Origin of the sequence: Alteromonas sp. OM2203 (assembly GCF_048517045.1) — a bacterium.
Classification (GTDB): Bacteria; Pseudomonadota; Gammaproteobacteria; order Enterobacterales; family Alteromonadaceae; genus Alteromonas; species Alteromonas gracilis.
On the sequence record NZ_CP183209.1, the window covers coordinates 1381770 to 1403180 of the forward strand.

Below are 21411 nucleotides of genomic sequence, written 5' to 3' on the forward strand. Positions count from 1 at the left end.
AGAATGCCACAACGTATATTAATGATCGGCGATGAAACCGTACTGGGCTTTGGGGCTGGCACCGGATCACTAAACTTTGATGGTGCTCGCGTATTATCGCCGTTAGGGATTTTAGCCGGAGCTATGCCTAACGCAGAATCAAAAGCCGTGGTAGGTGTAGGGAGGATAAACGGCTACTTGTCTCCGTTAATATCCTCACTAACTGATTCCGGTGTACAACTTTCGGTGTCTGATATTACCGAGTTTAATGCCCCTACGATTGGTAGATCATGGTTTAGAACGTTAGCTGGCGGGTCTATGACGTTTACGTTTGAAGACGTAACGGATATAGCTTTAGGTTTCCCGGTTAGAAGCTACGCCAACATGAGTTACCGAGTAGACGGAGGTGATTGGTTTGTCGTTGATGAAAATGACAGCAATAACAGGCTAGAAAGGATAGAGATTTCTGGTCTTTCTTTAGGCCAGCATACTGTTGAATTAACCTCTGCCTCTGTTGGTTCATTTTTAATTTACGCCGAAGCTTGGAACGCTGCAAGCGACACAGTGATTATACCTTGGGCAGGTAACGGGTTTAATACAAACGACATTACAGACGTTAGACCGTGGGAGCTTTTGAATGCCGTAGCAACGGAGCCTTTCGACAAAGTAATTTTCAACTTCGGGAATAATGATGTTGCTTCCGGAGTATCACAAACAGACTTTGTAACAAAAATGTCTTCGTTGCTGGATGCTATTTACGCTGCAAAACCTACCTGTACGGTATTTCTAACTATCCCTAACGAGCGTGACACTGGGGCAAGTTACCTACCCGCCGCTATACAATCGTTGAATACCTTGTACGAAAATACAATCATACTTGATGCTCGTACTGCTCCGGCAATGGGTACTTATGATATTGCGAATAGCGCTGGAAATATGGCAGATGCTAAGTATCCGAACGCAGACGGTTACGCGGAGGTCTGGAATCACTTAGCACCTCACGTAGCAAACGATACTTCAACAGGCGTTTATGGGGCAGCAGGGGCCGAGCCAACAATATCTATAACTAGCCATACGGATTACGCTTGTCAGAAAATAGACCAGAACGGTATCGCCAATTTTCAAGTATCCGGTGTAATCACTGACTTGCCGGACGGCGCTAGAGTGTTTTACTCACTTGACGGCGGGAATACTAGCTACGTGCTAGATGAAAACCCTTCAACTACGTTTAGTGGTACTGTTCCGGTTTTAAAGCAGAAAAATTTAATCGTATGGGTTGAAGGTTTCCCCAATAACACGAGTAGCGTACAGAAAATTACTGCGGCTTTAGTTATTGGAGCATGGTGGCAATCAAACGAAGCTGGCCGAGTAACCAACTACCAAACAGGCGAACTTTCAGCAATTACTACTGGCATAACGCCAATCATGTATAAAGATGGAGCGTTTAAGCCTCTTGCTGACCCAGTAGGTCAAAACTCGTCTAACGGCTCTACATGGCCTAGAATAGCTACTCTTTATGCTAATGCTGGTTTACCAGTCTGTGTAATCAACGTAGCAGTAGGTGGAACAAGCATAGGCAGATGGATTCCTTCAGCGAATGACCTTTACCCAACGCTTATAGATGCAATTACCAATAGTGGCGTTGGTGGTTTGAATATGTCTGTTTGTTTGGGTGGTGAATCAAATAGCGGTGGTGACTACGGTGAAGGCGCAAGCAATAAAGCTACGGTGAAAAACGGCTTAAACGCTATTATAAATGACCTGTATAGCCGTTATGGTTGTGATCACTGGCTAACCTACTTCCCTCGCACAGACTATATCAATGCCGCATCGGTGTTTGAAGCTTTTGATGAAGTTATAGCTGAAAACCCTCACTGTCACTTTGGCGGCGATTTACGACCTATTGATGTGGAAAACGAAGGTGACGGAACACACTTAAAAACTGATGCTCATGCAATAGAAGCGGCAGACTTGCGATATGCAGCTTTTACAACAGAAGTTACTCAGCCTGCAAACCAGCCCCCAGTAGCCAACGCTGGCCCCGACCAATCAGTAGCTGCAGCGACGCAATTCACGCTCGACGGTACCGGTTCGCAAGATACCGACGGCACAATTGTAGAATGGCGCTGGACACAAACTGCTGGCGATACAGTAACCCTTAACCTAGACGACCCTGCACGGCCTACGGCAACGTCGCCCAGCAAAACAACGTCGCAGCGCTTAACGTTTCAGCTGGTTACTGTTGACGATGAAGGTGCAGAAAGTAGTCCTGGTACCGTGAACATCGATGTGGCCGCGTTCGCTGTTAGCGAAATGCTTAAACTATTGGATACACGTCAATGGACTGTGGTTAACGACGGTTCGGTACAAGCATTTGAAGGGCGCTCTAACCGAGAAGCGTTCCGCTTCCTTGTTACCCCTAGCGATGGAATACAAACATCTGCAGAGGGTTACTTTTTGTTTGACCAACCAGGTGTACATGCTGTCGAAGTCATATCCACACCAACGTCAAAAATAAGCTCTGTCGACGACCCTCACATGATACGTGGTGACGTTATCGCAGCCAGAATTGGTGATTTGCAAACGGATGAAAATGGTAATTTGACACTGACATTCGTGCTGTATGTCACCGACGATAAAGACGGTCTTGTAATGACAGCCAAAGTCATAGAGCCATATCAGAAAGCGTCTTATTTCAGAAAGCAAGGTTAATGAGGGCATAAGCATGTCTTATCAGGTAACGCAGTTGAACGATATTGAAGTTGAAGAATACATAACAGCAAGGATTGTGCGACTGAAATCACCAGAGGGCGTGTTTAAATTTATTGCTCAATCTGAAGGGGTAGATGGCGTTACCGTGTACCTAGGGCACGGTAACCTATCGCCTCCTATAAAAGTCGCTATTCGTCAGTGGGCTGAACTACGAGGAATAAAGCACATTGATTGGGGCCGAGGTCGCGAAGCTGTTACGTCTGTGAAGATAAAATAGACGCCACTATTGCCCTAACACTGCGCGTGTTCAATTGTCAAAATGCAACCTGTTAACTTCTACGTTATTTCAACAGGTAAGGTAATGGCAGACATAGACAAAACAGGGCCAACGAATTGGTTCTATCACAACTCGGGAACGTTAATACTGTCGTTATTAATTTTTCTTAGTAACTTTGTGTTTGAAGATATTCAGTCAAAAGACAATCAGCTGCAGGAAGAAGTTAAAAAACTCAATATTCAAATGGCCGAGCTTAAAGCTAGCATAGGGCCAATTATCACCACCTTTAATCTGGTTAATCAAAAACGCTATACCACCGAAGACGCAGCGCGTGATCAAGAAATATGGCGCCGCCAGCTTGAAGAAGTCAAAACGCAGATGCGTGAACAGCAGCTGGTGAACAAAGACATTAACGATCGCCTGGTCAAAGTAGAGTTGAAATTTTGAATATTCAGCTAATACGGCACGAGACCGACGACCAAGGTACACCAGGCAATATCTACATTGGCCCCTGGTCTGCACACACTCTTGAATTGCCGTGGCGCAATAACTTACCCAATCTTAGCTGCATTACTGCAGGCACGTACTCAATGCGTTTGGTGAAAACCCGTAAACCAATTGGTGGCCGCTCTCACCTTTATATTATTGAAGATGTGCCAGAACGAAGCGGTATTCTCGCTCATGCTGGCACGTTTGCCGGCAACAAAGAAAAAGGCTTTAAGACTAGCGTTCTAGGCTGTGTATTAATGGGTTACCGCGTCGGTACCTACCAAAACCAACGCGCCATTTTCGATACACGCAGGGCAATAGGCGACTTCAACAACATTCTTGCTGGCAAACCAGCACGCATAACAATTATCAATGCTTGGGAGAAACAGCATGATTGAGTGGATAGGTGACGCATTAATGGCGGTAGTGGGTGGTGGTGCAACGGGTATTTTAGGCTCTGCAGTGCAAAGCTTGTTTCAATACAAAACCCGGGCATTGGATATTGAACAAGAGAATGTGCGCCTGGCACACGACGCGAAGATGGTAGAACTAGAATCTACCGCGAATCTGCGTATTCTTCAGCAAGAAGCCAGCGCCCAAGCTGACAGCAACGCTTATGCCATGCAAACCGTAAGCTACGAACACGACAAGCGCCAATACATGCCAGAGAACGGAGCTCCAACGTGGATTATTGGCCTACTTGGTGTAGTTGATGTGATACGGGGACTCGTACGACCTTCATTAACGGTTTACGTAGCTGTTGCAATTACTATTATTTTGGTAGAAGCCAATGCGCTGGTTGAATCAGTCGACGGACTGGGTGAAGACGTTCGTTTAGCGGCCGCAATGGAGATTTGGCGAATGGTGGCGTACATCGCCACCACTATATTCTTTTGGTGGTTTGGGCAACGGCCACAAAAAAGGGCTTAGTGAACACTGGCCCGTAGCGCGAACTCTATTTCAGTAGGAGTAAGTTCAGATGCGGGCTTATGCATTTCTTCCAGCGTTTCTACCACTTCCATTTTCGTGGCTTTGTCCAGTTTATCTGCAATATGATGCTCTTCGGCGTACATGATCACCATATTGAGTACTTCCAATTTATCGTCAATGGTAAAAGTGTAGTTTTTAGCTTTAAGACATTCCATAGATGTTTTATTGCCACATTCCCAACGTTTAACGTCAGTAAAATAAACGCTCTTACCATCCTGCACCATTAGGTCTACGCCAGATTTACTCACCAATCCCTTACGCTTGTCGTCGCCCAGTAGCTTATAGGTACCGAACTGACCACGGCTAAATGCCATTGCATCAAGTTGCGTTAAACTGAAACTGTGAATGTCACACCCCTTTAATGCCTCGGATAATGCCAACGGGTTTCTGCACGGGCCATAGAGTGTTTCTATCTGCTGATATTCAATTGACTTGTTTTTAAATTCGAACGTAGCTGGCTGCATTAATACAACCGAAGCCATACCGCTTTGCATATCAACGGATAGATATGCAGTGTATTGGGCGTCTTGTGCGTGAATAGATAACATATTTTCGAAGGCGTCTGCGTTCGTATAGCTATCTAACATAAACGGCGTACCTTTCCCTTCCAGCAACCAATTCAGGTTTACATGCTCAGTGCGCATGATAGCCGTCAGAATGTCAGTACCTGGCACCACGTTACTTAATAATCGTGCGGCCGTACCCGATGATAAGCCCAATTTTTTAGCCCACGGCGTTACTTTTCTGTCAGCCAACACCCATTCAAGACGCGGCGTAAATTCTTTTTCGTTTGGATAATTCATAGTCTTATTCAAAATCGGTATTAAAAATCCCAATAAATGAATTCAAATCCCAAATATTGAACCTATAATAAACAATGTATTCATTTGTAAACATACTAACTCAAAAAAGAGGATTTCGCAGTGTCTAGCGTAAAAAACAAACCTATGTGTTTTCGCCCCAGTGCTGAATTAGAAAAACGTATCAAGGCGGCCGCTAAGCGTGAAAAGCGCTCTAACTCGCAAATCATTGCGTTGGCTGTCGAGGCAGGCATTCGTAATTTTGAAACCACTTCAGCTGCAATTCAGGAGTAACCTGCATGCCTTCATTAACTGAAGTAAAGCACAGCAGTGCGCATTCGGCTGTAAGAGAAAAGTCTAAAAATTCACATGCCGACAAAGGCCAGCTGAGAGTCAGGCTTTCTTGCAATGCCATCGTAGACAAAGACAACAACGGTTACAGCATAACGTGCATGCAGTCTGGCCGTTATCAAATGGCCTACGGCTCGTCGCTAAGAATAAGAAATTTTAAAGTGAGCTTGCCTGATGGCGATGTAATGAAAGCGTCAATGTTCTTCATGTTCGACGGCTGCATTGCGTTCGTTCAATCCATTTCACTAAACGACTTCACAGCGTTATTTCACGCATTTAACCCCGAGAAGGTAGACGATGAACTGAATTTGCTTGGTACAAGCGAAGAAGAGGTGATTGCCACGAGCACGGACCAGGTGCCCATGGCAGGAACTAACAATGCATAACCATGAGGATGATCTAATGCAAAGTCCAAGGAATTATAACGCAGTTTTGCATTCTGCGCACCTGCTACTCAAAAGCCACCCACACGCTGCAGAGGTGTTTGCATGCGCATTGGGTAAGACGGCCAATACAGTACGCAACGAACTCAACCCTAATTTACCCAGCTATAAGCTAGGGCTAATCGACGCTATTGAAATGATGGCTACCACCCAATGTTATTCGCTGCTTTATCAGATTAACGCCATGCTGGGTTTCGTTGCTGTGCCCGTCGATGCTAGCCCGAAGGCAGAAGGCAAATTGCTAGACCAGTTTTGTTCGTGGCAAGCGTCAGTAGGGCAGACCTGCCAAACCATTTACGACGCAATCGAAGACGACGTAATTACCCCAACCGAGCTCAACAGCATAACCAGGGCTGGCAACATCAAAGTTGCCCACTGGTTCAAAATGCAAATTGTGCTTCAAAACAAAGCGGAGGCTGACCATGGCTCATTCAAACGTTGAAATGTTACCTGTGCCTGCAGCTGATGCGCCACAACGAGAGCAAGGCGAAATGTCACCACTTCAACTACAGCTCATTATTAAACGTCAAAAAATGCAGCTTCAAGTGCATGAAACCATGGTAAAGGCGCTGCTTAATCTGCAATACGCAGAGCTTAACGAGCGTCAACGTAAAGGCTTGCACGAAATTGTGCGCATCAATGCTGGCATGTTGAAAATGGAGTTGCCCCATGAGTAACGAAACCAACATTCCAACCGCATTGCGCAAGGCTGGCATCCGTTCAGTAAGTACGAACTGTGGCGCCAATCAAACTATTACCCTTAAACCTGGTGCATTAGGTTTATTTTTTGGCGATGAACTAGCAGAACGTTTACTGGCAAAGCAACAGCAAAAGGAGCGGGCACATGGCTGAGGTTAAAAGTTTCACCCGTGAAGAAGAAAAAGTGCTGTTTAGCACCATCCGTAAATTCAAAGACATTGAAGCAGAGCGCGACCTTAACTGGATGCTATTAATGCGCTATACGGCTCGTCGTGTTGAAACGGTGCATTTGCTAAACGTAGACGACGCGCTGCTAGCGCTAGATAAAGGCTACCTGCACATTGCTTCACACATGCAAAAAGGTGGCAAGCAAGGCAACAAGCGCGGCTTAAATAAGAAGCAAGAAATTTACCTTGTCGATGCGGCCCGTCGCGCTCTTGAAGCGCTGCTAAAAATTCGCAAGCGCATGATTGCTGCAGCACCTGAAAAAGCGTACGACGATACAGCGCTAATTCTATCTAGACGTCGCCAGCGCATGAGTATTCGCAGTTATCAGGAGCGTATGACGCACTGGTGCAATGTTGCCGGCATCGTAAAAGCGTCACCCCATTGGCTTCGCCACACGTGGGCAGTTCGTCGTTTACAGAATGCATCAACCGGCGCAGCGCTGCGTGAAGTGCAAGAGGTATTAGGTCACGAGCACATTACGACCACCCAAGTTTATACACAGCCCAGTCGAGACGACATGCGCAAAAGCATGCAGGAGGCAGCCCTATGATTTTCGTGAAAAAAGCGTTTAAGCCACTGCGCGAAGAAATTGCGAGTCAGCGTGAACGGTTGCTGGCCGATGCCAAGCGACGTGAGCAAGAAGACAAGTTTTTAGAAAACCAGCGCAGCCAAGGACTTATTCACCATGAGCAGTAATTACATATACAACCAGCTTGAAAACCTGCGCACTACGTTTGCCAGGGTAAATTACTTCCCATTGCAAATGCCTGGCATGGGGCCTGTGTATCTAGCCACAGTGAATTGTGAAGACAAATGCGCCGGCAAATGGAATATGCAGAAAAGCTACACAGGCCTAGTCACTGAAAAACATAACGTAGAAGCGATTCAGCAAATTATGCATGCAGGCGCGAGTACTCGCACTGTGAGCGAATGGCTAAAGGTTGGGTGCTAAGCAACATGTCTAACAACAACCCTTTTACACAACACTATTTGCAACAGTTAGAAGAGCAAATTGCTGCGGCCGAAGCGGAGTTGTCGCAGCAATTGAAAATGCTGAAAAACAAGTCTGAAGGGGAGTGGTGCGAATTACTGCCTAATTCCGAAGCGCTAAGCGATTTCATTGTTAATAACACGGAAATCATCGAAAAGTTCGCTGAGCTCATTGTTATAACGGGTGTATTGAAGCTTGCCCGTCGCTTAGAAACGCCGTCACCACTTAATTAAAAAAAACGAGGTAAGAAATGCTGACGTTAGATCAGTTAAGAGAACGCATCACTCTGCCAAACGCTGCCGAGCGTATGGGCCTCACCAAAGTGAGCGACAATGGCGAACAGCAGCTGTGGAAACGCGCCCACGCAGAACGGCCAGAAATTACTATTGGCGTTAAGCATGATGTATGGCGCGACCGCGATAATCAGAACGGCGGCAACATCATCGACTTAGCTATGTGGGTATTCGACGTAGACTACCCAGCGGCAAATAAAAAAGTGCATCAACTGTATTTTTTACCGTTTTTAACACTGCCTGAAGAAACCGAAGAAGCCACCGACGACATGGCTAAGCTGTCATACATCGCTGGCAAAAGCCTAGAAGACCAAGAGCGCTGCAGAGTTTATCTAAAAAATGAACGTGGTATTCCCGATCACATCATTACTGAAGGTATTAAACAGAAAACGTTAGGCTGGACAAACTACACCAACCCGAACGTTGCCCAAGGTGAACCGCACTGGGGCGGCGAAGCGGTTAGCTTTATTACGTATCAGCCTAATACCAAAATGCTAGCAGCTGTTGACTATCGCTACTATGTGCCCGAGCTAAACGGCGGCATGAAAACCAAATCATTAGGCCAAAAGAATGGCGTGTTTTGGATGCTAGACCCCCGTGCTCTGCGCCAAGCGAAAACTGTTTATGTTGTTGAAGGCCCGTTAGATGCATTAAGTATTGAAGCGGCGTTTAGCAGCGACCCTACCACCTGTGCCGTGGCGCTAAGAGGAACCCAAGTACAAGTAAACTGGCAGCTATTCTTGGGTAAAACCGTAATATGTTGTTACGACAAGGACGAACCTAAGCCAGATAAAAGAAACCCCACCGGACCCGACCGTTGTTATTCTGCAGAGGCCGAGTGGCGCATTCACGAAGGTTGCCTTGCAGCGGGGGTGCCTTGCTTTTTTGTCGACCGTAGCGAATGGGAATACGGGCAAGATGCTAACGACGTTTATAAAGACTCGCAAAGTAAAGAGCCTTTTAAGAAGCGTGAGCCGTGGTTAATACCAGGCTTAGCCGGCAACAGTGAAGATAAACCGCACAAGCCGCGCTTATGGTTGCCCACTCACGACTACCAGCAGTACTGGAAATATCGTGTTAAAGACGACTTTACCAGCATGGCTAAAATGTCGAGAGACGACGACGGCCAAGAAAAACTAGAATTTGTTGATGTGGCTGGCTTTAGAGTCGCAGGCTTAAGCCGTGTTGAAATAGCCAGTGCCAGCGCAACGACTACTGGGGAGCATGACGACAGCCCTCATGTTCAATTTGTTGCTATGTATCAAACGGCCAGACACGATGAAGCGCTGCAGCGAAGAGTAATGAACGACGAGCAGCTGCACAACTTAGACACCTGGCGTAAAAGCGGCCCTATCTATAACCCACGTGCGTTTTCTCGCATGCTGAACATATTCGAACGCACCATTGGTATAGGCAGTGTGCAAGCGGCCAACTTTGTAGGCCTGTGCTATCTGGCAGGTAAGCCAAAAGTAAACGAAGGCAAAGACTGCTTTTTTACTGAACCAGCACAGCAAAGCCCGTATCACAATTTTGCGTTTCCTCGTGGTATGCGTGGACATGCTGGGCAAGTGGTCGAAGCCTATCAGGAAACATTCAAGGACAACGCTGCAGCCAGAGCGCTAGTGTGGATAGTTGGCGCACAATTGAAACTTTATCTAGGTTTTTGGCCGCATTTTATAATGCAAGCAGGCAAGGCCAGCGGTAAATCAACGTTACTTAAGCGCTTATCACGTACCACGGGCATGAAAATTCTCAGTGGTCAAAGTATTGGTACCGAGTACCGACTAATGACGTCGGTATCAGGTACCAGTCATCCCGTAGGCTGGGAAGAACTGAGCGCCAAAAAAGCTGACGTTATTGCACGAGCCGTCTCATTATTGCAAGAAAGCTATAACTACACCGAAACAACCCGTGGCAGTGCTCAAACCCCGTTCCTTATCGCTGCGCCTGTGTTACTGGCAGGTGAAGACGTGCCGGTAGAAAGCTTGACGGGTAAAACCGTGCGCACCGATTTAAGCAACCGTAAAGGCCCCATGCTTAACGAGAACCTACCTAAGTTCCCCATGTATGAATGGATGGAATGGTTAGCGAAGCTGGGCCGTAAAACGGTGCAAGAAAACTATGAGATAGCACAGCAGAAGTGCAAAGCCTACAACCGTGCACAAGACAACGATAAGGGCGCCGATCGGATGGTAGATAACTATTCTGCGCTTATGACTGCATGGCGTTTGCTTACCGCGTTTACAGGTATTGAAGACGTTAACGGCGACTTCGAACGTGACCTAATTGCAGAAATGAACAGCCACATTTCAGATACCACTAACGACCGCGACCCATGGATTTGGATTGTTGAAATCATCATGGACGAAATTGCCGCTGGTCGTTACGTGTACCCCTATGTATTTGAGTGTGAGCCTCACAACGATAAAGAGCCACGTTACCTATGTGTGCGTGTTAAGCACATGATGGCGCATTTATCTACCAGCGTGGCCCTTCGTGAAAAATACAACAACATGCCCGTGAAAACAGCGCGAGTACTTAAACACCAAATGGAGCAAGCAGGCGTTATTCACAACGACAGCGTAGTACGCAGCATTAACGGTACCCGTAGCGGCCACATGCAACAGCTAGACGTTAAGAAACTTGAACAATACGGCATTAGCGTAACAGCACCGGAGACGCTACGTGCCCACAGAGAACCGATGTTATGAAAGCGCAATACTTCAACAAAACTTACCCAGTAGGTACCCAATTTAAATATTTCCCTGTGAAGGGAAATTACAACTTTGAAATTGTGCGTACCTCTTCGCCAGCATGGGACATCCCTAGTAGCCGCCATGCACTTGTAAAACTATCTGGCCGCAGTGGGGGCGTCTGCGTGTCACACCTTAAAGTGAACTAACAACAACCATTGAGGATTTTTTTATGATGTCATTTTTACCAAACTTCGGGCGAATGCCTGTTAGCGAAGAGCAGAACGTTAGCGTCATTCTGCAAGACGACAGTTTTTTTGAAGGGCCAGCAAAGGATTTTGAATGGGAAGGGAAAGGGCCAAACGTGGTGGAAGGCTGGCGCGAAATGTTACCAGGTGAAGTACTGCATAGTGAGCACCGTTTACCTCACCGCAGAACCCGTATTTTAAAGAGGGCTTACAAGTGAAATTGATTAACGCTCTGTTAGCGCTATTGGGGCTTGTAACAGTAGCGTCGGTGTACTTTAAAAGTGACGCACTACAAGCGTGTTTAATTCTATTAATTTTTATGATGCTGGTTGCAGAACGTCGTTCTCGCCATGTTCAACAAAGCAAAATGTGGAGGCGCATCAATGGCGACAAAAGGACTAAATAAGGTCCAGATAATTGGCAACTTGGGTGCAGACCCTGAAGTTCAATATCTACCAAATGGTACGGCTAAGTGCGTGGTTAACCTGGCAACTACCGAAATATTTAAGGACAGAAACGGTAACGCCAAAGAGGAAACCGAGTGGCACCGCTGCATCATTTGGGGAAAACGCGCAGAGATTGTCGGGCAGTTCAGAATGAAAGGCGATCAGTTGTATGTGGAAGGCAAAAAGAAAACACGCGAATACACAGACAGCAACGGCCAAGAACGCTCGATTTGCGAAATCATAGTAGACCAAAGCGGCGACGTGCAGCTGCTCGGCAAAAAAGAAGCACAAGGTATTTAACACCCATGCCCGTGGACCAGACGGGCTTACAAACTAAGGAACTAATGATGATTAGAGTTTTTTCAGCAACACATTGTTATGCAGAGTGCAAAATTGCTATCGACCACAGTAAGTGCACAGATGAAATGCTTCATGAAATTAATAACTTTTGGAGCGATAGCAAATGGCGTCTTTCACAAGCCGATGGGGATGTTGGTAAAGCAGTGGCGAAAATGCTTATCAAGCAATGTTTCTCACTCCAATACGTGAACTACGGGCTGAACCACTGGGGGGTTATGAGTTGTTTCGACTGGGATAATGGAGAAGGGCAAGAAGGGTGGCCGAAAATGGATGGCTCGCACGGAATTGCCATTATTTCTTGCGAGGAACCCGAACTTGATATTGATTTCTTCAGCGCTGAAGAAGTCGATTCTATGCCTTCCATTCCTAAAGCACCTGAATGGTAATAACCCATGCCCGTGGACCAGGCGGGCTTAATTTATCAAGGAACTAATGATGCAAACTGAAATAGATACAGCAGAAATTGTTGTATGCACTGGCCTGTTAGGCGTGTGCGTTTTAAGTGTCACCTCAGATTCGCCAGACACAATCACCGGCGACATTGAGAACTGGGGAACCGACGACTGGCACGACCGCTTACCAAAGCATGTTAAACCAGAAGAAGGTGTTTACACCATCAAAGCCGAAGTAACTTACCTAGAAAATATCGACGAATGTAAATACAACATTTTAGAAACTTCGTGGAAAGGCAAAGCTAATTAACCCCGTGGACCAGACGGGATAAACAACCAAGGAACTAGCAATGATTGAAGAAAACCCATTTCTACAAGTAGGTTCACTACGCAACCGAAACAGCAACACGCTTCCCAAGCGCTCGAAAGAACGTAAAAAAGTAACTCGTGAACAGCGCCACCGCATTGAAGACTTTGAGATGGCAAAGCAAATGGGCTTAAAGGTGTGGGAGCTTTACGAATGAAAGCCTACGTTCTCATTGGCATTTGCGCAGCGATAAGCTGCGCTTGTGCTGGCGGCCTGTTAGTAGGCATGCAAGTGTCAATTCGCTTGTTTGCCTTCAGCTGCGCTCACGAACCCCAGTGGTTCAAAAACACAATGCAGCATTTATCAACGGGCCTATTTTACTCTGCAGCTGTTGGCGCTATCTCGCTAATGCTGGTTATTTTTAAGGTGTGATCATGAGTGATAAAAACTTTGACCCGGGTATGGAAGGTACCTGTGAATTAAAAGAGGCCTGGGCTGATGGCAAAAAGCTCTACTACGTTGAAGATATACCTGGGCTCTTAGAGCAGATTGCTTGTTTAAATAAGCAACTAGCAGCGGCTAATGTTTGTGTGGCGGAGGTAGAGACAAGAAAAGAGGCTTTAGAAGAATCTCTGAATGGTTGCACTGAGAAAGTTTTAAGCCTTTCAGGGAAACTAGCAAAGGCTAATGAGCGTGTGAGGGAGCTTGAAATTATTGCCTCAGATAGGGCTGTTTTTATTTTAAACGGCGTTGAATATGGCTATATAAATTTACCTACCGATGAGCCAGAAGATAAGGCTAACTTAACTTATGCCCTCTGCAAGTTAGAAGATGGTTGCGCCCTAAACAAATTCGCCATAGAGAAGAAGATTGAAATGATAGAGGAAGTTATTAACGACTGCCAATCATATTCATTGGATGGTGTAATTTTGATTGGCGGAGTTAAAGCCAAGCTAGAACAACTACGCAAGGAGCAAGAGCATGGGTAATCTTAAAATAAAATGGTTTTTGCGACTTAGCGTGATTGCTTTGGTCGCTTGGGGGCTAGTTGACGCCCCTGATGGAACTATGACTATTGAAAAACATTTAGCAGTATTCATTGTTGTAGGTTTAGGTACATGGCTTTTTTCTTTGGCAGCTGTGTTTTTTCAGGTTGGCAGGATAGGAATGAGGTCAATTCTTAACGAGTTCTTTGGTAGTGACGCAAAAGAAAACGAGCAGCTACGCAAGGAGCAAGAGTGATGGACTATGAAAGCGTGAGTGACTTTGAGATTAATAAGGCTGTTGCTGAGTCTGTATTTCCAGATGATGCGATTATCACAACAAATGTTAACGGGTATCCGCCAAAATTTATAAATGACGAAAAAGGTAAAAAGGCGTTTTATGAAATAGATAAGATGCTTAATCCTGAAAAGTATAAAGATAGCGTAATAAACATCAGGTCTAGAGGTATGAGTTTTGTGCGCGACTTCTGCAACAACCCAAGCGATGCATGGCCGATTATCATGAAAAATAAAATAACCGTTGGGCCGCAGGAAAACGATATATGGGGTGCGTTTGATACTAGTGTTGAAAATACTTATGACGACAAAAACCCACTACGCGCTGCCATGATTGTTTTTTTGATGGCCGCCAAGGAGCAAGAGTGAAAATTAGCATCCAACTAACAATAGCAGGCTGGCTTACTTTGCTAGCCGACCTAATCTATGGGCTTCCCCCTGAATTTGGAGCCATAGGCATTCACTGCTTTATAGGCGCCATGATTCTTGCTGATATTGAAAGGAGAACCAAAGTTTGACACCCGAATAATTCAGGTGTAGTTTTACAGGCACTAGAACACCATAGCGGTTATCCGCACCCGTTAGCCTTTGCGGTTTTTTTGTGCCTGTAAAGCAGTCGCACGCCATAAATTTATCTATGGCGGGTTGAGAGGCGTAATACAATACCCGCAAGGGGAATAGGCCCGGAGCGTCTATGGTGCTCTAGTTGAGACCCGCCACCCATTGGTGGCACTACTAACTAAAAACCATAGGAGTCAGTAATGACCACATTTCTTAATGCCGAATTAAAGGCAAACAATAATCCGTTCTCTTATTCCAATACCGAAATAAATACCGCCATTGATGAAAATGGTGATGCATTTTTTGTCGCAAAAGAGGTATTTGAAGCCCTCGAAATTGCATGGAGAGGGACAAAAAGCCTGCAAAAATTACCAGAAACGTGGCAAGTGGTACGCAATCTCCGTACTAGCTTTGGTGTAAAAGAGACCTTTTTCATCAACGAACCTGCGCTTTACATGATCGCATTTCGCTCTAACAAACCCGAAGCCGTTAAATTTACACAGTGGGTGTGCGAGGAAGTATTACCCTCTATTCGTAAACAGGGGTATTTCGGCACATTACCAGCCAAAGACCTTATTGCGCTGCGTAACCAAAAAATCAAACTCATTCAGGAACTGGTGAATTGTCGCGACCAGTTTGCCAAAAGTGCCTATATCACTACGTTGCGTAACATCTGCAACCAGCTGGGTGAACCCATGCCAAACACCGAACTACTAGGCCAGCAGTTAGAACTAGGGGTGTAATATGGGAAGTCAGAGCCGATATCAAACCGCCTACGAACTAAGCGAATATTTAAAAGGCCTTCAAAGCTTATTTGAAAACATGGATGATGGGCCAGTAGAGCACTTACAGGCATTTCAGATGGTGCAACTGCTAAAACCAGCCACTGAAAAAATAGACATACTGGTAAAAGCCGAACGCTAAATAAACGAAAGCCCACAAATTAAAGTGGGCTTTTTATTGCGCTTTTTGTTAATTCTCATTACTGTGAATTTTTAATTGATATGGAATTCACAGTGAAAATATTAACTCTAATACTTCTCTCGTTATCACTTCTCGGTTGTGGAGCTACTCAGCAAGAACGTGAGCTAGGCTACACTACACATATTGACCCATACAAAAATTATCAAAAATACACCGCCCTAAATGCTGGTTATCTGGATGGGCAGTCTTTGCTCAGCTTACAATTTCTTTGGCTTGATATTTTTGCGGATGTGCTAGATGGAGAACATAGTTTGTGGGTGGCGGCCACTTTGGAAGGTGATCATTGGCAATTTATAAACCCAGGTGAATCGCTTGTGTTGATGTTAGATGGTAAGCCATTAACGCTATTTTCAGGAACTGGTTCGACGCTAAACAGAAAAGTACTGTCTTCACGGACAATACGGGAGAAGGCTCTTTATAAGATTTCTCCCGAAATACTAGAAAAAATAGCGTTGGCTTCTAATGTAAGCCTTCGCCTATACGGCCACCAAGGTTTTATAGAAAGAAGTCTATCGGCTAATCATCTAATTAACTACAGAGCTTTTTACGAACGCTTTGTAATGCCAAGAAAAGATAAGTTCGTTAATTCAACAGTCGTTCGCACTGCTCAATAAGGCAGTGCAATGCTGCTGTGTGGTCTGTGCCGGTTTCTTCCATGTTGATAAGCATAGATTTGATAGAGGATAAAAGGCTGGATAAAAGAAAGGTGTTTTGCTGCATGTTTATTCCTTTAGTACTGCGCTGTAAACATTTCAATACTATCAGCCTAAAGAAGTACGATCTGTTAATTCAAATCCACATTACTAAACATTTTGCTATAAGCCAGGCTATTAATATTCTTTTTTGCTGACCAAGTTAAGTAAGTAATGGGTAAAACTATCTAAAGTTCTATACCTCACACTGGGCCTACACGCGCAGCACCACATTTGAATAGTTTTTAGTTTTAACCCCTCTATTGCCGATGGTTTATTATTTTCAATAGCTACAACCGTTTCCCTGCTAATGCACAGTTTTTCTGCTATCTGTTGTTGAGTAAGCCCAGCCTCCCTGCGTAAAGCTCTTAATTGCTTCCCGTCAAACGACGGTGGCAGGCAAATCATGTGTACCTCACTGCCAAACCGAACCCTACGAATTAAAACAGCCGAACAGGCTGCTGACGCGCATTATTAACATTTTATGCGGGGGCGCAACTGTTGGACATTGGACATTTGAAGCGTTTACCCTGCTTTTATTGCCTATGCTTCTGTTTTTTATGCCTTATTTTTTATTGCGCTTTTTATTGCTGTCAGTTTTGTGGTTTTTTCTGTCCGTTTTCAGCCGTTTTTTGTCCGTTTTGTTGTTTTCTGCGTTTCATCGTTTCTCTTATTATTATTATTTTTCTTTAAGAATTAATAAGATAAAGAAATATAGATAAAAGGGAGATGTCCAGTTTTAAAATCGTCACTGGTCGGAACTGTCCGAAAAAAAAGAGCATGTCCGTAAATTTTGGACAGTTTTGGACAGTGCTTTGCCCTTGTTCTGCGCGGCCTGCATCGCTAAAAAGGGTTAAATGTCCAAATGTCCGTGAAAATATGCCCCTGGGGATCCTTTAAAATGCAGATATTGGTGAATGAGTGGTTGCAGTTTAAACAGCTGAATGAAGGCCGTTCAGCCGAAACTATTAAGAAGTACCGCTATTATCTAACGCTCTATCTCGCATTTTGCGAAAAGTCGCTAGTTGACCCTTACGAACCTAAACAGCTGCAGCTTGAACAGTTTACTGGGTTATTCCTGCATCAAATGAAACTGGTACCGCAAAGCCGACGAACTGCAGTGGCTGCATTGCGTGGATTTTATGAATACCTATTTAATAAAGGCCATACACACGTCAATTTTACCGCCTCATTACCTTACCCAGCCTCTTCGCAGAAAATCCCCGTTGCTATGGGCCTGCGTTATTTCGAGCAGCTGCTACAAAGCTGTGACCTGGAAACATTTATTGGTATACGAGACGCTGCGATTATTGCGCTAATGGGTGGCTGTGGTTTGCGTTTGGCTGGTATTGTGTCGCTAAACCTCTCTAATATTGTTTCTTATGAGCACGACGGTGTTGAACGTTTAGCTATTCGCGTTGTTGAGAAAGGGAAGAAAGAACGGCAGGTTCCTTTGCCTATGGAAGTGCAACTATTCCTGCGTGTTTATATCGGCCATCCTGATTTACGCCATATCGACCGCACACTACCCAATGGTGATCAGGTGTTATTCATCAGCACTAATAACCGTAGAGTTAAGCCCTGGGATTATTACGGTGAAAACAGAAGAATATCACCGCGCACTATTCAGAAAATGATTCATAAACGAGGCATTGCAGCTGGCGTTCCTACCAATCAGGCTCACCCTCATGCACTACGACACCTTACCGGTACCGAATACGCAGAGGAAGACTTAGACATTATTACCCGTCAAACTCTGCTAGGCCATAGCGACCCCAAGACCACAGAGATATACACTCAACTCGCATTACGTAAGCTAACCAAGCAAGTCGATAAGGGTAATCCACTAGGAAAGATTACTACTGCAGTAACACCACTCCTTAACGCCCTGAAGAAATAACCTCTTACTATCACTATAGCGCTGAGCCAATTACCCCAGCGCTAAAGCAAACCCCTCTCTCACCAGAACCTAAAATTTACCAGAAAGCTTTACACAGACACGCCTTTGGTTCTTTTCTGGTGCGTGGAAATTATATAGTCTGTACCACCAACTAATAGATAATGAATGTTTGAGGGTGTGCGCAGCAACCCTTGAAACTCTCTTTTTAAACGGACAATAGCACTTTGGTTCGCGGGAACTCTTACTGCGCTTTATATACAAAATACGCAATACACAACAAAAACCACACGATAGAACACAGCCTGTAGCCACACTCATTTAATAAAAAGCGCAATAAAAAATAGAAATACAACTTAAACACACACTTACTGTACGAATATCCTGCAATCTACCAGCATCATGCATTATCATTAGAAGGGGTGGGGGCTCGGCAAGTATAAGGGCTTTCTCAGATAGGGTAGGGTGGGTACCAGCATATCTGCACTGATTTTAAACTTCGTTATAAGGCAAAAATCATGAATGAAAGCGCGGCTGAAATAAATTCGCTGAAAATGGCCGAACTGAATAAGCTGAACTTACCTAAGTTTTGGCGAGAAATATTACAAATCGCCGGCCCTGATATGTTTATAAAAATTTGGCGTGTCGCCAGCTGCCCCGAAAACCAGTGGAAGCAAGATAAAATTTACGTGCCCTCCATTAAGAAGTACCAAGAGTTTCAATGCGTACAAATCATCAAATGCTTCATTGAAAGCAACATGTCCTGCACCGAGATAACCAAAGAACTAGAAAAACATGGAATGTCTCGTTCTCCTGATACAATAAGACGAATAGCAAAAAAGTACGAATTGGGGGAAGTACCCCTTAGATAGTGATTTTAGGAACTAACAATGACCACTTGTGTAATATATGCGCGTGTTTCCACTGCGAAACAAGCCGAAAAGGAACTTCCTGTTCAAAGCCAAATAGACAAATGCCTAGCCCACGCTAAATCGCTCGGGGCCGATGTGAAGAAAGTATTCACAGACGAAGGTATCTCTGGCGCCACTGATAACCGTCCTGCTTTCCAACAAGCCATTTCATACTGTGAAAACTTCGACGTTGATTATTTTATCTGTTGGAGTACTTCACGCTTTGCCAGAAATGCGCTTGAAGCAAAGCTAAATAAGCGACGATTAGCGAATAGCAGTACCAAGATAAGCTATGTGTCCCAAAACATCGACAAAGGCGATTCTGGCTTTATTTACGAGGGGATTTTAGAGCTATTCGACGAGTACTATTCTCGACAAGTTTCACAAGACACTAAGCGTTCAATGATCGCAAATGCCCAAAAAGGCTATTTTAACGGTGGCTATCTAACATTTGGGTACCAAGTTGAAAAAGTACTGGGAGAGAAAAATAAGACCAGGCTAGTTCCCAACCCGATGGAAGTTGGCACTGTTAACCGAATATTCGAATTAAAGCTTTCTGGCTATGGTGGAAAACAAATAGCTGAGCTGCTTAACGCTGAAGGGCGTCTTAATCGTGGTAAGAAGTGGAATAAGACTTCAATTCTTGGCTTGCTGCGCAACGAACGTGTGGTTGGCCGTATCGCTTTCGGTAAAAAAGGCCGCGATGGTTCACTGCCTCGTTCTGAATGGATAGTGGTAGATAGCCACGAACCGATTGTTGCTTTCGAACTGTACGACGCTGTGCAAAAAACAATGGATAGCCAAACTCAAAAAGCGGTGCAAGAAGGTGGTTCACCCAAAAGTACTCGTTTCTTTACTGGCCTATTGAAATGCGGCAAATGCGGCAAGTCGATGAAGATAGAAAAGGCAAAAGGCGCGACGAAGACTTACTACTATTACAACTGCAGCACTAAACAGGCTGGTTTGGGCTGTGAAGACCGTAGAATTAATTCAGCCATATTCGACCCTTGGATGACTGATGTTATCTGCGCAGAAGTGCTTACAGAACGAAATTTGAAAGACTTGCTATTGCAGCTTAACGACTTGTGCGGCTCTTGGGCGCAAAAAAAGCGAGACAGATGCAACGAAATTGTTCAGCAAATTAAAGAGTATGAGCGCAAAAACTCGCGCTTGTATGAGCTACTGGAAGACGATACAGGCATTTACAACGTGCAAGACCTTGCACCGCGTTTACGTTCTAACAACGAAACGATTAGGAAATTAAATACTGAATTAGCCGTGGCCGAAACGGAAAAACCACCACAGTTGGAAATTTCTGAAACTGACCTTACCGAATTGAGCGAATTGCTGGTTGATATCATCAAAACCACCAATAACCCGGGTAAAGTTCGTGAATTCTTTAAGACGTTTATTCACAGCATTACGCTGCAAGACAATGAAATTAAAGTGAAATACAGACCGGAGGCACTTATTACTGTGAACTCTGAAATAGTTCCCAGTGAGAGAAAGTGGCTCCCCCTCCCCGACTCGAACGGGGGACCTGCGGATTAACAGTCCGTCGCTCTAACCAACTGAGCTAAGGGGGAATCGACACCTAAGTTGTTTGCTGAAGTTGGCTCCCCCTCCCCGACTCGAACGGGGGACCTGCGGATTAACAGTCCGTCGCTCTAACCAACTGAGCTAAGGGGGACCTGTGCTTCAACGGAGGCGAATATTAAAGACGTACTTAGGAACTGTCAACAACATAAATGAAATATTTGTTCTGACTGCGCAAAAAATAGCTTTTTGAGGCTTTTGTGCTTATTTTGTCGTCAATCTAGTGAAAGCGGTGATTAATAAGTGCGCATTGTTAGACAATGATGAGTGATGAGCGTTTTTTGGAATTTAAATGATGTGATTTACAATCTTTTTTTAATATCTATTTATGTCTTTCTTCTATAACTAAATAGAATAAAAAAAACCTTCCATACTGTTATTATGTACAGCATTTAATAAATCTGTAACCTGTACCCGAGGATTAAAAGGTTAGTCGTCACTTACGTGTTATCGAATTAACTGAGCACAAAATCGCGCCAAATATGGTCTGGCGTTAGTTATCCACTAAATCTGTGGATAACTATGTTGATAGCTTAAATTTTGTGAGTGCCTTTGTTAGATCGGGGGGCATTTGATCTATGACACTTATTAAAGTGTGGTGATAATAATTATTTTTTATCAGAGGGTTATGGCTAATTTTATGATCGTGAATCTTGATCGAACATGATCGATTGAACAAAAAGTAGCTTGTGTGTTAATTCAACGAATGTCTAAATGCTACTCAGTAAAATCCATCTTATTTCTCAATATCTTACATTTCATTAACATGTGAGGTTGTCAATTGTACGCGCT

Annotated in this window: 35 protein-coding genes, 2 tRNA genes and 1 pseudogene; 32 read left to right on the top strand and 6 right to left on the bottom strand. The window is 44.6% G+C overall.

Going from position 1 to position 21411, the window contains the following annotated elements:
* Positions 1-3 precede the first annotated feature (3 nt).
* The 5 genes from ACM0P2_RS06155 to ACM0P2_RS06175 all read left to right on the top strand — a co-directional run bounded on the left by ACM0P2_RS06155 (position 4) and on the right by ACM0P2_RS06175 (position 4387).
* Positions 4-2691: a PKD domain-containing protein gene (locus ACM0P2_RS06155; RefSeq protein WP_419227439.1), complete on the top strand. Its 2688-nt coding sequence runs from the start codon at positions 4-6 to the stop codon at positions 2689-2691.
* A gap of 13 nt (positions 2692-2704) precedes the next feature.
* A complete protein-coding gene (locus ACM0P2_RS06160) occupies positions 2705-2968 on the top strand; it encodes a hypothetical protein (protein ID WP_419227440.1) in 264 nt (87 codons plus the stop codon).
* A gap of 84 nt (positions 2969-3052) precedes the next feature.
* Positions 3053-3415, top strand: coding sequence for a hypothetical protein (locus tag ACM0P2_RS06165; RefSeq protein ID WP_419227441.1), 363 nt, complete (start codon positions 3053-3055; stop codon positions 3413-3415).
* Positions 3412-3855: a DUF5675 family protein gene (locus ACM0P2_RS06170; RefSeq protein ID WP_419227442.1), complete on the top strand. Its 444-nt coding sequence runs from the start codon at positions 3412-3414 to the stop codon at positions 3853-3855. The genes ACM0P2_RS06165 and ACM0P2_RS06170 overlap by 4 nt, the downstream gene beginning before the upstream one ends.
* A complete protein-coding gene (locus ACM0P2_RS06175) occupies positions 3848-4387 on the top strand; it encodes a hypothetical protein (RefSeq protein WP_419227443.1) in 540 nt (179 codons plus the stop codon). Before ACM0P2_RS06170 ends, ACM0P2_RS06175 begins: the two co-directional genes overlap by 8 nt.
* Here ACM0P2_RS06175 and ACM0P2_RS06180 read toward each other — a convergent pair.
* Positions 4384-5250: a hypothetical protein gene (locus tag ACM0P2_RS06180; protein WP_419227444.1), complete on the bottom strand. Its 867-nt coding sequence runs from the start codon at positions 5248-5250 to the stop codon at positions 4384-4386. The two genes, ACM0P2_RS06175 and ACM0P2_RS06180, sit on opposite strands and share 4 nt — an antisense overlap.
* Positions 5251-5370: 120 nt before the next feature.
* Here ACM0P2_RS06180 and ACM0P2_RS06185 point away from each other — a divergent pair, with 120 nt between their 5' ends.
* From ACM0P2_RS06185 to ACM0P2_RS06300, 24 genes are all read left to right on the top strand, one after another.
* Positions 5371-5541, top strand: coding sequence for a hypothetical protein (locus ACM0P2_RS06185; RefSeq protein WP_419227445.1), 171 nt, complete (start codon positions 5371-5373; stop codon positions 5539-5541).
* 5 nt (positions 5542-5546) lie between these two features.
* Entirely contained in the window at positions 5547-5984 is a 438-nt protein-coding gene (locus tag ACM0P2_RS06190) for a hypothetical protein (RefSeq protein WP_419227446.1), read from the top strand.
* Positions 5977-6483: a phage regulatory CII family protein gene (locus tag ACM0P2_RS06195; RefSeq protein WP_419227447.1), complete on the top strand. Its 507-nt coding sequence runs from the start codon at positions 5977-5979 to the stop codon at positions 6481-6483. The genes ACM0P2_RS06190 and ACM0P2_RS06195 overlap by 8 nt, the downstream gene beginning before the upstream one ends.
* The gene (locus tag ACM0P2_RS06200; protein WP_419227448.1) at positions 6464-6718 is read left to right on the top strand and encodes a hypothetical protein; all 255 of its coding nucleotides are present in this window, start codon (positions 6464-6466) and stop codon (positions 6716-6718) included. The genes ACM0P2_RS06195 and ACM0P2_RS06200 overlap by 20 nt, the downstream gene beginning before the upstream one ends.
* Positions 6711-6893, top strand: coding sequence for a hypothetical protein (locus tag ACM0P2_RS06205; RefSeq protein WP_419227449.1), 183 nt, complete (start codon positions 6711-6713; stop codon positions 6891-6893). Before ACM0P2_RS06200 ends, ACM0P2_RS06205 begins: the two co-directional genes overlap by 8 nt.
* Positions 6886-7518 (top strand): tyrosine-type recombinase/integrase, encoded by a 633-nt coding sequence (locus tag ACM0P2_RS06210; protein ID WP_159578672.1) that lies wholly within the window; start codon positions 6886-6888, stop codon positions 7516-7518. Before ACM0P2_RS06205 ends, ACM0P2_RS06210 begins: the two co-directional genes overlap by 8 nt.
* On the top strand, positions 7515-7664 hold the full coding sequence (locus ACM0P2_RS06215; protein WP_419227450.1) for a hypothetical protein: 150 nt from the start codon (positions 7515-7517) through the stop codon (positions 7662-7664). The genes ACM0P2_RS06210 and ACM0P2_RS06215 overlap by 4 nt, the downstream gene beginning before the upstream one ends.
* Positions 7654-7920 carry a hypothetical protein gene (locus ACM0P2_RS06220; protein WP_419227451.1) on the top strand — a complete coding sequence of 89 codons (267 nt, stop codon included), beginning with the start codon at positions 7654-7656 and terminating at the stop codon, positions 7918-7920. The genes ACM0P2_RS06215 and ACM0P2_RS06220 overlap by 11 nt, the downstream gene beginning before the upstream one ends.
* 5 nt (positions 7921-7925) lie before the next feature.
* Positions 7926-8192, top strand: coding sequence for a hypothetical protein (locus ACM0P2_RS06225; RefSeq protein WP_159118122.1), 267 nt, complete (start codon positions 7926-7928; stop codon positions 8190-8192).
* Between the two features lie 17 nt (positions 8193-8209).
* Entirely contained in the window at positions 8210-10963 is a 2754-nt protein-coding gene (locus tag ACM0P2_RS06230) for a toprim domain-containing protein (protein ID WP_419227452.1), read from the top strand.
* 214 nt (positions 10964-11177) lie between these two features.
* Complete coding sequence (locus ACM0P2_RS06235) at positions 11178-11411, top strand: hypothetical protein (protein WP_419227453.1); 234 nt, start codon at positions 11178-11180, stop codon at positions 11409-11411.
* Positions 11408-11599 (top strand): hypothetical protein, encoded by a 192-nt coding sequence (locus tag ACM0P2_RS06240; protein ID WP_419227454.1) that lies wholly within the window; start codon positions 11408-11410, stop codon positions 11597-11599. Before ACM0P2_RS06235 ends, ACM0P2_RS06240 begins: the two co-directional genes overlap by 4 nt.
* On the top strand, positions 11577-11939 hold the full coding sequence (locus tag ACM0P2_RS06245) for a single-stranded DNA-binding protein (protein ID WP_419227455.1): 363 nt from the start codon (positions 11577-11579) through the stop codon (positions 11937-11939). Before ACM0P2_RS06240 ends, ACM0P2_RS06245 begins: the two co-directional genes overlap by 23 nt.
* 47 nt (positions 11940-11986) lie before the next feature.
* Positions 11987-12385, top strand: coding sequence for a DUF2528 family protein (locus tag ACM0P2_RS06250; RefSeq protein WP_419227456.1), 399 nt, complete (start codon positions 11987-11989; stop codon positions 12383-12385).
* A gap of 49 nt (positions 12386-12434) precedes the next feature.
* The gene (locus ACM0P2_RS06255; protein WP_419227457.1) at positions 12435-12701 is read left to right on the top strand and encodes a hypothetical protein; all 267 of its coding nucleotides are present in this window, start codon (positions 12435-12437) and stop codon (positions 12699-12701) included.
* 40 nt (positions 12702-12741) lie between these two features.
* On the top strand, positions 12742-12915 hold the full coding sequence (locus ACM0P2_RS06260) for a hypothetical protein (RefSeq protein WP_419227458.1): 174 nt from the start codon (positions 12742-12744) through the stop codon (positions 12913-12915).
* Complete coding sequence (locus ACM0P2_RS06265; protein ID WP_419227459.1) at positions 12912-13130, top strand: hypothetical protein; 219 nt, start codon at positions 12912-12914, stop codon at positions 13128-13130. Before ACM0P2_RS06260 ends, ACM0P2_RS06265 begins: the two co-directional genes overlap by 4 nt.
* A gap of 2 nt (positions 13131-13132) precedes the next feature.
* On the top strand, positions 13133-13687 hold the full coding sequence (locus ACM0P2_RS06270; RefSeq protein WP_419227460.1) for a hypothetical protein: 555 nt from the start codon (positions 13133-13135) through the stop codon (positions 13685-13687).
* Positions 13680-13940, top strand: a complete 261-nt coding sequence (locus ACM0P2_RS06275) for a hypothetical protein (RefSeq protein WP_419227461.1) — start codon at positions 13680-13682, stop codon at positions 13938-13940. Before ACM0P2_RS06270 ends, ACM0P2_RS06275 begins: the two co-directional genes overlap by 8 nt.
* Positions 13940-14347 carry a phage protein NinX family protein gene (locus ACM0P2_RS06280; RefSeq protein WP_419227462.1) on the top strand — a complete coding sequence of 136 codons (408 nt, stop codon included), beginning with the start codon at positions 13940-13942 and terminating at the stop codon, positions 14345-14347. Before ACM0P2_RS06275 ends, ACM0P2_RS06280 begins: the two co-directional genes overlap by 1 nt.
* Entirely contained in the window at positions 14344-14496 is a 153-nt protein-coding gene (locus tag ACM0P2_RS06285) for a hypothetical protein (protein ID WP_419227463.1), read from the top strand. The genes ACM0P2_RS06280 and ACM0P2_RS06285 overlap by 4 nt, the downstream gene beginning before the upstream one ends.
* 243 nt (positions 14497-14739) lie before the next feature.
* Complete coding sequence (locus tag ACM0P2_RS06290) at positions 14740-15282, top strand: Bro-N domain-containing protein (protein ID WP_159578654.1); 543 nt, start codon at positions 14740-14742, stop codon at positions 15280-15282.
* A 1-nt stretch (position 15283) separates the two neighbouring features.
* Positions 15284-15463 carry a hypothetical protein gene (locus ACM0P2_RS06295; protein WP_419227464.1) on the top strand — a complete coding sequence of 60 codons (180 nt, stop codon included), beginning with the start codon at positions 15284-15286 and terminating at the stop codon, positions 15461-15463.
* A gap of 92 nt (positions 15464-15555) precedes the next feature.
* A complete protein-coding gene (locus tag ACM0P2_RS06300) occupies positions 15556-16137 on the top strand; it encodes a hypothetical protein (protein ID WP_419227465.1) in 582 nt (193 codons plus the stop codon).
* Here ACM0P2_RS06300 and ACM0P2_RS06305 read toward each other — a convergent pair.
* On the bottom strand, positions 16106-16243 hold the full coding sequence (locus tag ACM0P2_RS06305; protein WP_419227466.1) for a hypothetical protein: 138 nt from the start codon (positions 16241-16243) through the stop codon (positions 16106-16108). The genes ACM0P2_RS06300 and ACM0P2_RS06305 overlap by 32 nt on opposite strands.
* 110 nt (positions 16244-16353) lie before the next feature.
* Positions 16354-16623: a helix-turn-helix transcriptional regulator gene (locus ACM0P2_RS06310; RefSeq protein WP_419227467.1), complete on the bottom strand. Its 270-nt coding sequence runs from the start codon at positions 16621-16623 to the stop codon at positions 16354-16356.
* Between the two features lie 493 nt (positions 16624-17116).
* Between ACM0P2_RS06310 and ACM0P2_RS06315 the strand changes: the two genes are divergently transcribed.
* The 3 genes and pseudogenes from ACM0P2_RS06315 to ACM0P2_RS06325 form a co-directional block, all read left to right on the top strand.
* The gene (locus tag ACM0P2_RS06315; protein WP_419227468.1) at positions 17117-18115 is read left to right on the top strand and encodes a tyrosine-type recombinase/integrase; all 999 of its coding nucleotides are present in this window, start codon (positions 17117-17119) and stop codon (positions 18113-18115) included.
* A 515-nt stretch (positions 18116-18630) separates the two neighbouring features.
* Positions 18631-18984, top strand: a complete 354-nt coding sequence (locus ACM0P2_RS06320) for a hypothetical protein (protein WP_419227469.1) — start codon at positions 18631-18633, stop codon at positions 18982-18984.
* Between the two features lie 18 nt (positions 18985-19002).
* Positions 19003-19962: pseudogene (locus tag ACM0P2_RS06325) on the top strand (recombinase family protein); the annotation flags it as partial.
* Between the two features lie 333 nt (positions 19963-20295).
* Here the strand turns inward: ACM0P2_RS06325 and ACM0P2_RS06330 are convergent.
* The 3 genes from ACM0P2_RS06330 to ACM0P2_RS06340 all read right to left on the bottom strand — a co-directional run bounded on the left by ACM0P2_RS06330 (position 20296) and on the right by ACM0P2_RS06340 (position 20713).
* A complete protein-coding gene (locus tag ACM0P2_RS06330; protein WP_419227470.1) occupies positions 20296-20439 on the bottom strand; it encodes a hypothetical protein in 144 nt (47 codons plus the stop codon).
* 93 nt (positions 20440-20532) lie between these two features.
* Positions 20533-20609: transfer RNA gene (locus ACM0P2_RS06335), tRNA-Asn, on the bottom strand.
* 27 nt (positions 20610-20636) lie between these two features.
* Positions 20637-20713, bottom strand: a tRNA-Asn gene (locus ACM0P2_RS06340).
* Positions 20714-21411: the final 698 nt, after the last annotated feature.

What these genes read in the sequence shown, in the direction of transcription:
- ACM0P2_RS06265 (WP_419227459.1), top strand. Translation starts at nt 12,912, where the DNA reads ATGAAAGCCTACGTTCTCATTGGCATTTGCGCAGCGATAAGCTGCGCT.
- ACM0P2_RS06230 (WP_419227452.1), top strand. Translation starts at nt 8,210, where the DNA reads ATGCTGACGTTAGATCAGTTAAGAGAACGCATCACTCTGCCAAACGCT.
- ACM0P2_RS06245 (WP_419227455.1), top strand. Translation starts at nt 11,577, where the DNA reads ATGGCGACAAAAGGACTAAATAAGGTCCAGATAATTGGCAACTTGGGT.
- ACM0P2_RS06295 (WP_419227464.1), top strand. Translation starts at nt 15,284, where the DNA reads ATGGGAAGTCAGAGCCGATATCAAACCGCCTACGAACTAAGCGAATAT.
- ACM0P2_RS06220 (WP_419227451.1), top strand. Translation starts at nt 7,654, where the DNA reads ATGAGCAGTAATTACATATACAACCAGCTTGAAAACCTGCGCACTACG.
- ACM0P2_RS06165 (WP_419227441.1), top strand. Translation starts at nt 3,053, where the DNA reads ATGGCAGACATAGACAAAACAGGGCCAACGAATTGGTTCTATCACAAC.
- ACM0P2_RS06310 (WP_419227467.1), bottom strand. Translation starts at nt 16,623, where the DNA reads ATGATTTGCCTGCCACCGTCGTTTGACGGGAAGCAATTAAGAGCTTTA.
- ACM0P2_RS06290 (WP_159578654.1), top strand. Translation starts at nt 14,740, where the DNA reads ATGACCACATTTCTTAATGCCGAATTAAAGGCAAACAATAATCCGTTC.
- ACM0P2_RS06305 (WP_419227466.1), bottom strand. Translation starts at nt 16,243, where the DNA reads ATGCAGCAAAACACCTTTCTTTTATCCAGCCTTTTATCCTCTATCAAA.
- ACM0P2_RS06155 (WP_419227439.1), top strand. Translation starts at nt 4, where the DNA reads ATGCCACAACGTATATTAATGATCGGCGATGAAACCGTACTGGGCTTT.
- ACM0P2_RS06250 (WP_419227456.1), top strand. Translation starts at nt 11,987, where the DNA reads ATGATTAGAGTTTTTTCAGCAACACATTGTTATGCAGAGTGCAAAATT.
- ACM0P2_RS06215 (WP_419227450.1), top strand. Translation starts at nt 7,515, where the DNA reads ATGATTTTCGTGAAAAAAGCGTTTAAGCCACTGCGCGAAGAAATTGCG.
- ACM0P2_RS06210 (WP_159578672.1), top strand. Translation starts at nt 6,886, where the DNA reads ATGGCTGAGGTTAAAAGTTTCACCCGTGAAGAAGAAAAAGTGCTGTTT.
- ACM0P2_RS06270 (WP_419227460.1), top strand. Translation starts at nt 13,133, where the DNA reads ATGAGTGATAAAAACTTTGACCCGGGTATGGAAGGTACCTGTGAATTA.
- ACM0P2_RS06190 (WP_419227446.1), top strand. Translation starts at nt 5,547, where the DNA reads ATGCCTTCATTAACTGAAGTAAAGCACAGCAGTGCGCATTCGGCTGTA.
- ACM0P2_RS06160 (WP_419227440.1), top strand. Translation starts at nt 2,705, where the DNA reads ATGTCTTATCAGGTAACGCAGTTGAACGATATTGAAGTTGAAGAATAC.
- ACM0P2_RS06180 (WP_419227444.1), bottom strand. Translation starts at nt 5,250, where the DNA reads ATGAATTATCCAAACGAAAAAGAATTTACGCCGCGTCTTGAATGGGTG.
- ACM0P2_RS06200 (WP_419227448.1), top strand. Translation starts at nt 6,464, where the DNA reads ATGGCTCATTCAAACGTTGAAATGTTACCTGTGCCTGCAGCTGATGCG.
- ACM0P2_RS06235 (WP_419227453.1), top strand. Translation starts at nt 11,178, where the DNA reads ATGATGTCATTTTTACCAAACTTCGGGCGAATGCCTGTTAGCGAAGAG.
- ACM0P2_RS06320 (WP_419227469.1), top strand. Translation starts at nt 18,631, where the DNA reads ATGAATGAAAGCGCGGCTGAAATAAATTCGCTGAAAATGGCCGAACTG.
- ACM0P2_RS06275 (WP_419227461.1), top strand. Translation starts at nt 13,680, where the DNA reads ATGGGTAATCTTAAAATAAAATGGTTTTTGCGACTTAGCGTGATTGCT.
- ACM0P2_RS06260 (WP_419227458.1), top strand. Translation starts at nt 12,742, where the DNA reads ATGATTGAAGAAAACCCATTTCTACAAGTAGGTTCACTACGCAACCGA.
- ACM0P2_RS06280 (WP_419227462.1), top strand. Translation starts at nt 13,940, where the DNA reads ATGGACTATGAAAGCGTGAGTGACTTTGAGATTAATAAGGCTGTTGCT.
- ACM0P2_RS06255 (WP_419227457.1), top strand. Translation starts at nt 12,435, where the DNA reads ATGCAAACTGAAATAGATACAGCAGAAATTGTTGTATGCACTGGCCTG.
- ACM0P2_RS06175 (WP_419227443.1), top strand. Translation starts at nt 3,848, where the DNA reads ATGATTGAGTGGATAGGTGACGCATTAATGGCGGTAGTGGGTGGTGGT.
- ACM0P2_RS06205 (WP_419227449.1), top strand. Translation starts at nt 6,711, where the DNA reads ATGAGTAACGAAACCAACATTCCAACCGCATTGCGCAAGGCTGGCATC.
- ACM0P2_RS06315 (WP_419227468.1), top strand. Translation starts at nt 17,117, where the DNA reads ATGCAGATATTGGTGAATGAGTGGTTGCAGTTTAAACAGCTGAATGAA.
- ACM0P2_RS06225 (WP_159118122.1), top strand. Translation starts at nt 7,926, where the DNA reads ATGTCTAACAACAACCCTTTTACACAACACTATTTGCAACAGTTAGAA.
- ACM0P2_RS06195 (WP_419227447.1), top strand. Translation starts at nt 5,977, where the DNA reads ATGCATAACCATGAGGATGATCTAATGCAAAGTCCAAGGAATTATAAC.